This window comes from Sorangiineae bacterium MSr11954 (assembly GCA_037157815.1).
GTDB classification, from domain to species: domain Bacteria; phylum Myxococcota_A; class Polyangia; order Polyangiales; family Polyangiaceae; genus Pendulispora; species Pendulispora albinea.
This window is the reverse complement of record CP089984.1, coordinates 7,293,319-7,306,093: the sequence shown is the minus strand read 5'-3', so window position 1 is coordinate 7,306,093 and position 12,775 is coordinate 7,293,319. Positions and strand designations below refer to the sequence as shown.

Genomic DNA, 12,775 nt, shown 5'->3' with positions numbered 1-12,775 from the left:
ATGGATATGCCCTTCGACCCCCTCGCAGATCTGCTCGGCCTTGGAGGCGATGGCGACGACGACGCCGACAACCGTCCTTTCGAGCTCACGGCGGGCCCTTACGTCAACCACCAGCTCCGCGTGATCGGCTTCACGGGCGACGAGCGTATCAACGACACCTACCTTTACGCGGTCACCTTCGCGACCCGGCTCGCGGCCGAGGTGGTCTTCGCGCTCGACGGCGAGCCCGCGTGCCTCACGGTAAAAGGCGTGGGAGGCCACGAGCCTCGCCTCATCCAAGGAATCATCGCGAGCACCAGCACGATCGGCAGCGCACCGGGCGAGCGCGGCACCCCGCGCCGGCGATACCGCCTCACGATCGTTCCTCGATTGTGGCTGCTCACGCAACGCCGGACCATTCGCCACTTTCAGAATCGGACCCCACGCGAAATCGTGGAGAAGGTCCTCTCGGACATTGGCATCAAGCCCAAAGAGTGCCGATGGCGGCTGGAAAAGGAGTACCCCAAGCTCCCCTTCGTCTACCAGCGAAACGAAACCGACTACGATTTCCTCCGCCGCGTCCTATCCGAGGCGGGCATCTTCTTTTTCTTCGAGCACGCATCGGGCTTGCTGGACACACTGCTCCCCGGCGCAGGTGCCATCCTCGGCGCAGTGGGGTCCGTAGCGGGCATGGTGGGCGGCCCCATGGCCGACACGGTCGACGAGGCGGGCGTCGCCACCAAGATGCTCTCCATCCTGACATTCTCGGATACGGCCGCCCACACCCCCGCGGTGGAGGACATGGCGGTCGCGAACGAGCTGGCCGGCGAGGGCTTGAAGAGCCTCGCCTCGGCCATTGGCGGAAGCGCCGCAGCGGACCGGATCGACGAGAACCCGGCCGACTCCATCCCCTACGACGACGAAGGCGGCGCCGGCACGGACAAAGAGCGAATCGTCGCGTTCGAGCTCACGAAACGAATTCGTCCAAAGAAGGAGCGCATCCTCGACCGCAACGTGGGAATCGCCAAAAACTGGGCCGGCCTCGCGGAGGCGAAGCCCATCGACCTATCCCCCGCGCTCGGCGTCGGCCTCGCCATCGGCCCCGGCGGTCCCTCCGTAAAAGCGCACGCCCGCATCGACCTGGATATCGACGCCCCCACCATCCCGCCGTCGATGCTGAGCCAAGAGCTCTACCAAATCCACGCCGGTCTACGCGAATACGGCAAAGACGAAGCGCGATCCGAGGTGGAACCCGGACGCGAACGCGCCCAGCTCGAGCTCTCGCGCGACCGCGTGGACCGCGTATCGGGCAGCGGCCAAAGCGACTGCCGTCGTCTGGGCGCGGCCTATCGATTCGTGCTGGAGGGCCACCCCAACGGCGCCCTCGATCGCGAATACATGGTCGTATCGCTCCATAGCGAAGGGTGGGCCGAAACCGCGACCGCCGACGATCGCATTTATCGAAACACATTCGAGTGCATTCCCTCCAACGTATGCCCGCTACCGCCTCGCTGGCCGCGACCCAAGCTCGAGGACGAAATCGCCCGCGTCGTCTCGCAGGAGGGGGTTCGCGTGACCCCCGTGCTGGCCACGAATCGACCGGGCTATGTCAAAGTGCGCTTCGCCTGGGACGTCGCGGGCGACGATGGCGCGGACCGCGGAAACCTCGCCTACGGTGAAGAGTACGACCACGCCGTGTGGGTACCGGTCAGCCAACCGTGGGGCGGCGACGGTTACGGCATGCAGTGCCTTCCGCGCGAGGGCATGGACGTCATCATCGGCTTCCTGGAAGGGCAGGGCGAGCGTCCCTATGTCAAAGGGTGCGTGTACAGCGAGCAAAACCACCTTCCGTTCCCCGACGAAATCGAGCATCAGAAAATCGGCTTTCGCTCGCGAACCCTCCCCGAAAATGGCGGACAAAGCGAAATATCCATCGACGACCGCCGCGGCGGCGAACGGGTCCACGTCCGCGCGCAGCGGGACTTCGACGCGCAGATCGTCCGCGAATCGCGCACCAAGGTGGGGCGCGACGCGTTCGAGCGCGTGGGGCGGCACTCCAGCGTATTGGTAGGCGGCAATCACCACACCACCATCGGCGGCATCGAGCTACGCGACGTCAAAGGACACCGCCGCGACACCGTCGGCGACTCGCTGAAGACCAAGGTCGGCGGCTCGGCCGACCTCGACGTAACCGGCAATCTATCGGAGACCGTCCGCGGCTCCCACGATTACACCGTCGTATCCGACACCCAGCTAGACATCGCAGGATCGCGCAGAGCCAACGTCGGGGTCGAAGACATCGTCACCATCGGCCAGCGGCACGTGGTCTCGGTGGGGAGCCCCAACGAGCCCGGCCGAAGCTACATGACCGTCGTCGAAGGCACCTACCGCCGTCGCGCCAAGACCTTAATCTTCGAAGCCGACGAAACACTGGTCCTGCGCTCGGGAAAGACCGAGCTCCGCCTCACACCCGACGCCATCACCTTGCTCTCCAAGGCCATCGCATCGGCATCGAAAGAGCTCAAACTCCGAGGCGACGGCCCCACATTGCGGCTCGATGAAAAGGCGGCGATCTACGCAAACGAGATCGACCTCCTCGCGAGCAAAGCCGGCGTCCACCTCGCCGACAAGGTGCAGATCGGCGGCTCGCCGACGCTCGAAGATGCGGCGGGGCCAAATGTTCTACCGGTGCGTCTCGAGAGTCGGTATGCGCTCGAATTGTTCGAGCGCGCCGCCGAGCGGCTCGAGGCGGATGAGTTCGCGGCGTGGGCCATGAGCATTTATGGCGGCGACATACCCGTGGAGTCTTATCGGGCGCTGCACCGTGATCTGCTGGCCAAAAGCGTGCAGAATCCCCGTATTGTCATTTCTTCTCCGGGCTCCCTCGGCGGTGAGCGAGGAACTTATGACAATACGACGCGAGAAATTCATATCGCCAAAGAGCTGCCGCTTTCTGCCGAGGCAGACGATCGCGATGCAGCGGCGCTCTTTTTGGTGCTCCTCCACGAGTTCGGGCACCACGTCGACAATCTGCTGCGCAAGCACTACACCCATCCACCGAACGACGGGGACGCCCCTGGCGAGGAGGGAGCAAAATTTGCGTATGCAATCGCCGGGATGGATCACGCCGAGCGAGACCATGTCATCTTCGCCGTGCTCACGCGTGACGGGCAGAGCGTACCGCTCGAGCTGGAGTATACGGAATTCCACGTTGCGGTGAAGAACTACGTAGAGAAGCCCGAAGAACGGGCCAAGTTCAAGCGGCGCAACGTAGAGACCTTCGGCGAGGACCGTGGTGGAATACCCGACCCCGCACCGACGAAGCACCCGAAGATTCTCCACAACGGGGCCGTGAATCCACATTACTTCGGCCATCGAAGTATCGAAGACGCGCTTCGGGACGCCGACGCACGGTTCTTTACGAATGGTGAGAACGGCACCGAGCGTGTTCGCGACAAGATCTATTTCGGAAACTGGCTTCGCGACAACTCGCAAATTTGCGACCCCATCGTACTCAGGCCGCTCGAAATTGCACTCAAGGGCGCTCCAGCGATGGGCGCCGTGCTGGGCCATGCGACAGGGCGCGAGATCCTGACGAGCCAGCTCCACGACAAGGCTAGGAGCGTGACCTTCGTGGACGTTAACCCTGCCGTCGAAGTAACCATGGAGAAGCTCGGTGTCTACCGCGCCGAAGAGCATATCGATAATCCGGAAGGCCTGAAGGACGAACGTGCGGTGGATAAAGCTCTCCGGGGTCCCGTGCAGGCAGAGGAGCTCGAAGTCGACCCGGGGACGGGGATCAAGAATTACATTGCCAATGACCGCGGCAAGAACGGGAAGAAATGGGCCACGTCCACCGGGTACATCAAAGAGCAGTTGGAGAAGGCGGCGGATGCTGGGATGAGCGACGAGGGATATCGGCGGCTCGGGCAGGCGCTTCACCCAATCGAAGACCTGTATTCCCATAGCAACTTCATCGAGCTCACCCTGCGTCGTCACGTGAGTCGGAATGTCTTTGCGTGGGTGGGCGAGAGATCGGAAATCGACGTACGCGGTGATAAACGCCTTCCCCTGGTGACCGGAACGTTTGGAAAGCTCGATGTGATCGTCAGTTTGCTCGAAGGGTACCTCGAAAAGTTGGATCTGCCGATCGAGCTGACGAACGATGTCTTCCCGGTTCCAACCGTGGAGATCCTGTACTTGTTGTCCGGGCCTATCAACCAGAACTCGGCGCAGCGTCCGGCGGAAGAAATAATCCGCGCTTGTCAGGACAGACTGGGGCAACATCAGAGGAGCTTCGCGCGCTTCATCGGCGATTCCGCGCGCGGGATCAAATCTTGGATCCAATTCAAGATAGCAATCGTCGCCAACTTGATCCTTCAGCAGGTGACGCAGCTGGAGAAAGATTTTCTCGATGACGTCTCCAAGAGAGGCGGTGGGCGTACGAATCCAACCCACAGCATGCTATCGAAGGACCACCCCGATCACCCGCTGCACGAGATTGCAGCCATGTGTGCAAAAGCTGCCGTGGCCAAAGTCGGGCTCGCAATGCGTGATGTATGGAAGGGGCGATCCGGTGTCGATCGCGCGGTGGAGGTGGCTCTCGCCTACTTCGTTCATCCAAATGATGTGTCTCTGACGGCGGAAGGGACGCAGTGGCTCCCGGCCGAGGTGGTGCTGCGAATCCTCGCATTCGCCAAGGCGAGAGGGGATGTGATCGAGGCATTGGATTTCAAGAGCTCGGCCGCCACGTTCTATAAGCTGTCGAGGCTCGAGCGGGCATCTCTCGCGCGGCTATCGGACCAAACGATCGGCGACAAGCGAAGAGAGGTGGACGGTGTCCTGACTTTGTTGCCCGGACTGGACCCTTGTTTGACGACGGGCGGACGATGATACGTTCTTGGGGAAGGGCTCGCATCCTCGAGGGGCTCGCGTTGCTTCTCGGTCTGGAGGGCTGCCATCCTGCGGGAAGCGAGGGTCGGTCGCAGGCAGTCGAAGACGAGGTCGTGATCTCGGGAGGAAAGGAAGTTCAGGGCTTTGCGCGCGGCTCTACCGACTTAATCATCGCCGGCAATGTCGTTCGCTACAATGGCTACGATCTGCGGCTATTCGATCGGCTGGACATCTGGCTTGCCGCCCTCGGACAGCCGTCTCGCACGACCACCAAGGATCACTCCATCGTAGGGCCTACTCGGAAATCGATCTGGGACGATCTCGGGATTACGTGTGGTGCGGTGACCACCCCGGATGACCGCGCGTACGTATTCGAAGTCGATGTTCTTCTCGTCGCGAACGACAAGCCCGAGTATGATTTTCGTCTCCCCAGACACGCTTTCTCCGGTCGGGTCATCCTCGAGCATGCGCTTCTGAAGAACGGCTGGAACAACATCACGGAAGTACTCCGGGATATGCGAGGGCTACCACCGCTTCATTATTGCGAAGAACGCTGGTGGTGGGGGCTCCTCGGCCTTTCGAATCCGATGAGCTCATTCGGCTTCGAAGCGCCACGCCAGCCGGATGGCCCTACCCTCGACATTTCCATGGATCTCGAGGTCGTCCCAGGTGGGCAGCATTGCGATCGTCGATTTCGAAGTCTGACGCTCGGCAGCTTGACCCCCGAGAGTCAGCCGCTCGCATTGAGCTCGAGGCGGGAGCCTTGGTTATGAGGTTGCCCATCAACCATATCTTGCTTCTGCCCGCCCTATTTGCGTTTGCAGCTTGCCGCTCTCAAAATACCGCGCTTGCGGAATCACGATTGTCGGTCGACATCGACAAAGGCATGCTTACGGTCAACGGTGCTCGCATGCAGTTCGATGCACCTCTCGACGAATGGAAGCGCGTGCTTGGGCCGTCTTCGCGCTTCGTGGACCGCGCGGGGGGCCTCGAAGTGTGGGATGACCTTGGATTGTTCGTTGGAATGTCGTATTCACATCCGAAGAGCGACCCTCACGTTCGCATGATCTGGTTCGCGCTGCAGCCGGCGTCTGCTGACATGTTTCCACGAAAGCCTTTCGAGGGCAGCGTCCGCGTGAACGGTGTCTCCTTTTCGAAGATGAGCAAGGAGGCGGAGCTGCACGCCGCGATGCCTCCTGCGCGGTCGCTCTACGAGGAGAAGATCGGTGGTTCTCGATGCCTTCACGAGGTGGGCTATCGATTGACCGAGGGGACGACACCGTCGCTCGAAGCGGTCTTTATCAGTGGCACGTGTAAATCAGCGGCGGCAGACTCGAACCGGCCTACGATACATCCGGATGAATCATCGAAGTGAAGTTGTCGAGTATGCTGTAAAGGGGAATGGGCCATGAAGTCCGCTTGTACCGTATGCGGCTCGCCGCTCGATCATCGAGCGGCCTATCGCGGAGTGTGCTTATCGTGCGCGTCGCGTGCCATCGCGTCGCGACCCGATCTTGGCCCGTATGCGAGCGCCGCCGCGGCGTTCGCGAAGATCGCACGTCTCCGTCGCATCGGCCTCGCCGTGGGGGGTACATCGGTGCTTGCGTGGGTGCTCAACGGCATTGTCCTCTCCGTGATGATGAAGCGGGACGCCGGTTTCAACGCGCTCATCGGCGCGTGGATTGCCTTCGGGGGTGTACAAGTTGCTCTTGCCATTACGGCGGGGACCATCATCGTGAGGGCACGCGCCGCGTCGAAGCAGCTCGGTGTTCGCCCCTTTGGCGCTGGCCCGGCGATTCTCTTTTTCCTACTTGGAGGAATCGGCTTCATTGGCTCGTTCGGCATCCCTGCGTTGTTCGCCGTAGCGGCCGTACTGCTTGGTGGCGGCTGGGGCCGGCCTCTTCGCGTTGGGCGTCGCGGGGTGACGCCACGTGTTCGGCCCGCGAACGAGTGGGCCAAGGGGCCGCATCCCGACGTAACTACCCTTTCCGGGCCAACCCGCGATGCGCTCACGGAGCTTTGGTTGCACGATGCCAAGAAAGAGCACGCGAGCGTCCCCGCGTTCGCGCAGGTTGCATGGCAGCTCGCGGCTTTGGGGGCACCGGCCGATCTTCTTGCGCGCGCCAATCGAAGCGCTCTGCAGGAGATTGATCACGCGCAGCGCTGCTTTGCGCTCGCGGGCACGTACGCGCGAACGGAGTTTGGGCACACCGCGATGCCGGAGCTTGCAGCGGGGATGGGCGCCCTTCCGCGCTCGCGGGTTCGAGCGCTCGTTGCGGTGGCGCGCGAAACACTCGTGGAAGGAGCGTTCATCGAGGGGTACAACGCGGCGCTCGCGCGCGTGGGGCTCGAGGACGCCACCGATCCCGCGGCAAGGGAAACCCTCGAGCGCATCGCCGTGGACGAGGCGGCACATGCCGAGCTGGCTTGGGATATTCTTGCGTTTTGCCTCGATGCGGGCGGCGCGCCCGTTGTGCGCGCGCTCACGCGGGCGGCGAGGTCGTTCGGAGATCTCGCCCCGGCGCCGTATCGTCCCGAGCACCTCGGGCTCGTCGCGCTTGCCGACCCTGCAGCGCTTCGGGAGCACGGGCGCGTGCGGCCGGATGCGTGGGCACCTACGTATGCAGCTTGCCGTGCGGAGACGCTCGAAAGGCTCGAGCAGCTGTTCGCGATGCACGCGCGGTCGAACATGGTCGCTTGAGGGGGGATCCGGTGCGCATCTGTGACGAGGGCGATCGATTTTGCTCCCGGACTCGTCGCGGTTCATCTTTCTTCGAGCGCATTGGGGTATCCCCTGAAGATTGTAGTCTTCGACGCCGTACGGCCCGTCTTGATTCCGCAAGGTCTGGGCGCTATGATTCTGCCGAGGTATTCACCATGGGAACGACCGAGTCCGCAGATTACTGAGCCGCAGCAACACTGAAAAGTCGTTGTTGCGGCGTTCTGCCAGACTGCTCGTTTCTCGTTGGGGCTCGAAAGCTTCGCCGGAGGCAGATCGTCGCCGAATTTCACCATTTACGCGGGTGTATCGGCATGTCTTTGTCCCGAATGTCTTCGTCTCGAATATCGTCGCCACAAACGTCGTCGTCCCAAACGCCTCCGTCTCGAACGTCGTCCCAAACGCCTCCGTCTCGAACGTCGTCCCAAACGCCGTCGTCCCAAACGTCGTCGTCTCGAACGCCTCCGTCCCGGACGTCGTCGTTCCAAACGCCTCCGTCACAAACGTCGTCATCTCGAACGCCTCCGTCCCGGACGTCGTCGTTCCAAACGCCTCCGTCACAAACGTCGTCATCTCGAACATCATCGTCCCAAACGCCGTCGTCTCGAACGCCTCCGTCCCGGACGTCGTCGTCGCAAACGCCGTCGTCTCGAATTTCCACGTGGAATCATTCCCTCGTTGCAGCGCTGTTGCTCATGTCGCCCTTCGACCTCTTGGCGTCAATGGGCATGGACGTCTATTTACCCATCGTCCCGGCGATGCCGGCCATTCTTGGAACATCGGCGTCTGTCGTTCAGCTGACGTTGAGCCTTTATATGGTCGTTCTTGGCGTGGGGCAGCTGGTGTTCGGGCCCATCTCCGACGCGGTCGGGCGAAGGCCTGTTTTGCTCGGGGGCGCGATGGTGTTTGGCGCCGCGTCGTTTGGGCTCGCGGGGACTGCCACGGCGACGGCTTTTGTCGCCCTTCGCGTGGTGCAGGCCATGGGCGCGGCGGCGGCGCTCGTTGCGACGTTCGCCACTGTGCGCGACGTGTATGCGGAGCGACCCGAGGGCGCCGTCATTTATAGCCTCTTTGGCGCCATGCTCGCGTTCGTACCAGCCTTGGGACCCGTGGTGGGGGCGCTCATCGCGGAGCACTTCGGCTGGCGCGCCATCTTCATCGTGCTCGGCGCCCTCGCGATGGCGGCGGCGCTGCACGCAGGGGCGAGGTGGCACGAGACGCGACCCCACGATGCCTCGCCGGCGCGCGCGGCGTTTCGCCCCATCCTCGCGAGCTTCCCGTTTTGGACGTACACGCTGGGGTTCAGCGCGGCCATGGGCGCGTTCTTCGTCTTTTTCTCCACCGCGCCCCGTGTGCTCGTCGGTCGCGCCGGCTTTTCGCAGCTTGGGTTCAGCGTGGCCTTCGGCAGCGTCGCGGCCGTGATGATCGCGACCACCCGCTTTGCAAAGCGATTCGTCGCTCGCTGGGGGCGGGCCGGCGCGCTGGTTCGCGGCATGGGGATGCTCCTGCTCGGGGCTGCCCTCCTCGCCCTCGGACAGTGCGCCGCCGCGCCCTCGTTTTGGACCTTTGTCCCCCCGATGTGGATCATCGCCATGGGTATCGTCTTCACGTGCGCGGTGACCGCGAACGGCGCGCTGGAGGCATTTGGGCATGCCGCGGGCACGGCGACGGCATTGTATTATTGCATCGAGAGCCTCGTCGTGGGCACCGCCGGAACGTTGTCCGTGGTGCTCTTGCGCGGGGATACGGCTTGGCCGCTGGTGGCGTACTGCACACTCGTGCCGCTCGCCACCTTGGGCCTCGTGAGCCGGCTCGCAGCTATTCCGCGGCGAGCTCCGCGATCAGGTTCGCAAATGCAGGCTCCGAGAAAAAGCGCTTTGCCGTAATCAGCTTTTGCGCCTTTTCGCCGATGACGATGCGCAGGGGAGGCGAGGCGCTCTCGATCGCCTCCCCCACCGCCCGCGCGAGCACCTCGGGATCGATGCCGTCGCCGCCTTCGGCGGTCACGTTTTCGAGCACCGCGACGAGCCGTTTGCGCTTCGCGCCCAGCAACGGGTGCTCGCGCGCGGGTTGCTGAAAGCGGGCACCGATGCCGGTGCGCATGCCATCGGGCTCGATGAGCGTGACGCGAAGCCCGCTGCCGTGAAGCTCGTGGGCCAGCGCCTCCGACGCGCCTTCCAGCGCGTGTTTGCTGGCGGCGTATGCGCCGGCGAACGGCATCCCGACGGCGCCCGAAATGGAGCTGACATTGACGATGTGGCCGCTGCTTTGACGGCGCAGAATGGGCAGCACCGCGAGCATCATGCGCAGCGCACCGAAAAAATTCGTCTCCATTTGGGCGCGCGCGTCCTCGAGGCGCGTCTCCTCCAAGGCGCCTAGGAATGCGTAGCCGGCGTTGTTGATCAATACGTCAAGCCGACCCTCGCGCTCGAGAACGCGGCCGACGCAGGCATTTGCGGAGTCATCCGAGCACACATCGAGCTCGAGCATCGGCCACGGCGCGTCTTCGCGCGGGGCGCGGCTGGTGCCGTACACGCGATGGCCGCGCAAGTGGAGGTGGCGGGCCATCGCGAGGCCGAGGCCGGACGATGCTCCCGTGACGAGGACGATTTTGGAAGGGGTTGGCATCCCGACAAAATGCGACGAATCATTCGCATTTGCCATTCGCATTCCAAAAGCACCCCTCACGGCCGAGCGCAGGGGCGATGCCGATCGGAAAAAATGCCCGCATCGGGCGAGCGCGCCCGCCACGGCCCACACCGCGAACCTCGCGCCGACTCAGGTTTTGGTCGCGCGACGGAAGACGGATCGGCCCTCCGAGGGCGTGGATCTCCCGCCGGGACGGTACGAGCTCGGCCCGATCGGCGCGGCGCGAAGCGTCTCCTGCGCGTGCGGGAGGAGGTCCCCCGACGCGGGGCGACCGGGATCGTCCCATCGCGCGCCGGCCGCGTAACCCAGGCACGTTACCGTTCGTTCAAATACGACCGAGATCGCGCACGGTGCGATCGTTCTCGACATTGCCGGTGTTGACCGTGCTGTTTCGCTCCAGAAGCACCACCTCGCACGTGGGCTCCGCCGTCGGGCAATGTTCGACGCCCCGGGGCACGATCACGTACTCGCCGGGGCCGAGCAGGAGATCGCCGCCGTCGGCCTCGCGCAGCTGCATCCGAAGCTTGCCCTTGGTGACGAGGAACAGCTCGTCCTCGTGCTCGTGATGGTGCCAATGAAAGGCGCCCTCGAACTTGGCGAGCTTGATTTGAAAATCGTTGATGTCGCCTCCCACCCGGGGGCTCCACGTCTCCTGAAATGCGGAGAAGGCCTCCGCTAGATTGATTTTTCTCAACTCGGGCATATGCGATTCCTCGTTCGTTATCGCTCGTTGCTTTTCGTTACCGCTCGTTGCGCGGGCCGGCCGCGGCCGACTTGCGATTTCGATGTTCGGCGACGATGTTGCTAATCGTTCGCAATTGATGAATGAGGCCGGGACCGGCCGCCGGAAAGGTCCCGTCCAGCGCGGCGGTCCCAATCGTGAAGGCCGCCGCCTGGCTCGCCATCACCGCCGCGATGCGCTCGGGTCGATCGATCGAGCCCGCGATCACCACCGGCTTGTCGACGGCCGCGCAAACGCGCGCGATCAGCGCCTCCACGTCGCCGTCGAAGCGGTAGGCGAGCAGGTCGAGGCCGTGGACGCCGTCGTGGGCGCACAAGCGCTTGGCGCTGGATACGATCTCGTCCACCGTGCCTCGAAGGACGCTCGGATGCCCCATGATCGCGCCCGGAAAAGGACGATAGTGAATCGCGCTGCCGTGAAGGATCGGAAGGACCGACTCCGGCCGCGTACCGCCCATCAAAACGTCGACCCCGAGCGACACCGCGGCACGCGCCGAGGCGATCTCGCTCGATTCGTCGAGGCTCACCACCTCGAGATACACCTTTGCCCCGCCGGCTCGAATTTCCTCGACCAAGGTACGTAGCTCCGAGAACGGCAAGCCCACGTCCTTGAACCCGATGTGGCGCACGCCGGCCTCCAGCGCCTCCGCCAAGCGCGCGCGCGCATCGGAGACGGTGCGATCGTTTCGCGTGAGCATGAAAATGAACTCGGGTGCTCCTTCGCCTGCGCGCGCGCCCGTGCCGGCGCCGCCCGCGTCCGCGCTCGCGCCCGCTCCTGCATTCCCACGCCGCGCGTACGAGTGCGTCACCATGGCGACCGCCTGCTTCAGCGCATAAGCGAGGCTGGCAGGATCGGCGCGTCCCGTGCCCGCGATATCGAACGCGGTGCCATGATCGACGGAGGTGCGCACGAAGGGCAGCCCCACCGTGACATTCACCCCATCGTCGAGCCCCAGGTATTTCACGGGGATGAGCCCTTGATCGTGGTATTGCGCCACCACCACGTCGAACTCGCCTTTGCGCGCGCGCATGAAAATCGTATCACCCGGCCACGGCCCGGACGCATCGATGCCTTCTCCCCGCGCGGCGCGGATCGCCGGCGCGATCACGTCGCGATCTTCGCCGCCGAAGAGGCCATTCTCGCCCGCGTGGGGGTTCAGACCGGCCACGGCCACCCGAGGGTGCTCGATCCCGAACGCGCGGCACGCCTCCTTCGCGAGCCGCATGGCCCGCAGCTCGCTTTCGTGCGTCACCTGGCGGATGGCCTCCAAGAGCGAAACGTGAATCGAGACGAGCAGCACGCGCAGCTCGTCGTTGGCGAGCATCATCGCGAAGTCGCGGGTGCCGGAGCGATCGGCCAGGATCTCCGTGTGCCCGGGGTACGCGATCCCCGCCGCGCGCATCGCCTCTTTGTTGATGGGCGCCGTGACGATCCCCGAGATCGTGCCCGCGAGCGCCAGATCGATGGCCCGCTCCACATACGCATACGATGCAGCGCCGGCTCGTGCGTCGACCTTTCCAATCGGCAAATCGAGGGGCAAGCTCGGACCCGTTTGCAGAACCGGGAGGATGCCCTCTTCCCACACGAAATGGAGCACACCGTCCGCTACGCGCGCCTCGCGGACCTCCAGCTCCGCACCGACGATGCCAATCGCGCGACGGAGAATGGCGCTATCGCCAATCACGATGAAGGGCGTTTGGGGCCGCCGATCGCTGGCGGCGAGCTTTGCGACGATCTCCGGGCCGATGCCGGCGGGATCGCCCATGGTGATGGCCAGAGGGGCTCGAGTCATC

9 protein-coding genes are annotated in these 12,775 nt (G+C 63.9%); 5 read left to right on the top strand and 4 right to left on the bottom strand.

The window, feature by feature from the left end:
* The 4 genes from LZC94_28345 to LZC94_28330 are packed head-to-tail and all read left to right on the top strand — an operon-like array spanning position 1 to position 7,573.
* Complete coding sequence (locus LZC94_28345; GenBank protein ID WXB11756.1) at positions 1 to 4,872, top strand: phage baseplate assembly protein V; 4,872 nt, start codon at positions 1 to 3, stop codon at positions 4,870 to 4,872.
* Positions 4,869 to 5,645: a hypothetical protein gene (locus LZC94_28340; GenBank protein WXB11755.1), complete on the top strand. Its 777-nt coding sequence runs from the start codon at positions 4,869 to 4,871 to the stop codon at positions 5,643 to 5,645. Before LZC94_28345 ends, LZC94_28340 begins: the two co-directional genes overlap by 4 nt.
* A 20-nt stretch (positions 5,646 to 5,665) precedes the next feature.
* The gene (locus LZC94_28335; protein WXB11754.1) at positions 5,666 to 6,247 is read left to right on the top strand and encodes a hypothetical protein; all 582 of its coding nucleotides are present in this window, start codon (positions 5,666 to 5,668) and stop codon (positions 6,245 to 6,247) included.
* 33 nt (positions 6,248 to 6,280) lie between these two features.
* The gene (locus LZC94_28330; GenBank protein WXB11753.1) at positions 6,281 to 7,573 is read left to right on the top strand and encodes a ferritin-like domain-containing protein; all 1,293 of its coding nucleotides are present in this window, start codon (positions 6,281 to 6,283) and stop codon (positions 7,571 to 7,573) included.
* A 171-nt stretch (positions 7,574 to 7,744) separates the two neighbouring features.
* Here LZC94_28330 and LZC94_28325 read toward each other — a convergent pair whose 3' ends face one another.
* The gene (locus LZC94_28325) at positions 7,745 to 8,176 is read right to left on the bottom strand and encodes a hypothetical protein (protein WXB11752.1); all 432 of its coding nucleotides are present in this window, start codon (positions 8,174 to 8,176) and stop codon (positions 7,745 to 7,747) included.
* 110 nt (positions 8,177 to 8,286) lie between these two features.
* Between LZC94_28325 and cml the strand changes: the two genes are divergently transcribed.
* Positions 8,287 to 9,477 (top strand): CmlA/FloR family chloramphenicol efflux MFS transporter, encoded by a 1,191-nt coding sequence (cml, locus tag LZC94_28320; protein ID WXB11751.1) that lies wholly within the window; start codon positions 8,287 to 8,289, stop codon positions 9,475 to 9,477.
* On the opposite strand, the gene LZC94_28315 is transcribed toward cml, so the two are convergent.
* The 3 genes from LZC94_28315 to pdxA form a co-directional block, all read right to left on the bottom strand.
* On the bottom strand, positions 9,410 to 10,219 hold the full coding sequence (locus LZC94_28315) for an SDR family oxidoreductase (protein WXB11750.1): 810 nt from the start codon (positions 10,217 to 10,219) through the stop codon (positions 9,410 to 9,412). The genes cml and LZC94_28315 overlap by 68 nt on opposite strands.
* Before the next feature lie 346 nt (positions 10,220 to 10,565).
* Entirely contained in the window at positions 10,566 to 10,943 is a 378-nt protein-coding gene (locus LZC94_28310; GenBank protein WXB11749.1) for a cupin domain-containing protein, read from the bottom strand.
* Between the two features lie 37 nt (positions 10,944 to 10,980).
* Entirely contained in the window at positions 10,981 to 12,774 is a 1,794-nt protein-coding gene (gene pdxA, locus LZC94_28305) for a 4-hydroxythreonine-4-phosphate dehydrogenase PdxA (GenBank protein ID WXB11748.1), read from the bottom strand.
* Position 12,775 lies beyond the last annotated feature (1 nt).

What these genes read in the sequence shown, in the direction of transcription:
- LZC94_28345 (WXB11756.1), top strand. Translation starts at nt 1, where the DNA reads ATGGATATGCCCTTCGACCCCCTCGCAGATCTGCTCGGCCTTGGAGGC.
- LZC94_28340 (WXB11755.1), top strand. Translation starts at nt 4,869, where the DNA reads ATGATACGTTCTTGGGGAAGGGCTCGCATCCTCGAGGGGCTCGCGTTG.
- LZC94_28330 (WXB11753.1), top strand. Translation starts at nt 6,281, where the DNA reads ATGAAGTCCGCTTGTACCGTATGCGGCTCGCCGCTCGATCATCGAGCG.
- LZC94_28325 (WXB11752.1), bottom strand. Translation starts at nt 8,176, where the DNA reads ATGATGTTCGAGATGACGACGTTTGTGACGGAGGCGTTTGGAACGACG.
- cml (WXB11751.1), top strand. Translation starts at nt 8,287, where the DNA reads ATGTCGCCCTTCGACCTCTTGGCGTCAATGGGCATGGACGTCTATTTA.
- LZC94_28315 (WXB11750.1), bottom strand. Translation starts at nt 10,219, where the DNA reads ATGCCAACCCCTTCCAAAATCGTCCTCGTCACGGGAGCATCGTCCGGC.
- LZC94_28310 (WXB11749.1), bottom strand. Translation starts at nt 10,943, where the DNA reads ATGCCCGAGTTGAGAAAAATCAATCTAGCGGAGGCCTTCTCCGCATTT.
- pdxA (WXB11748.1), bottom strand. Translation starts at nt 12,774, where the DNA reads ATGACTCGAGCCCCTCTGGCCATCACCATGGGCGATCCCGCCGGCATC.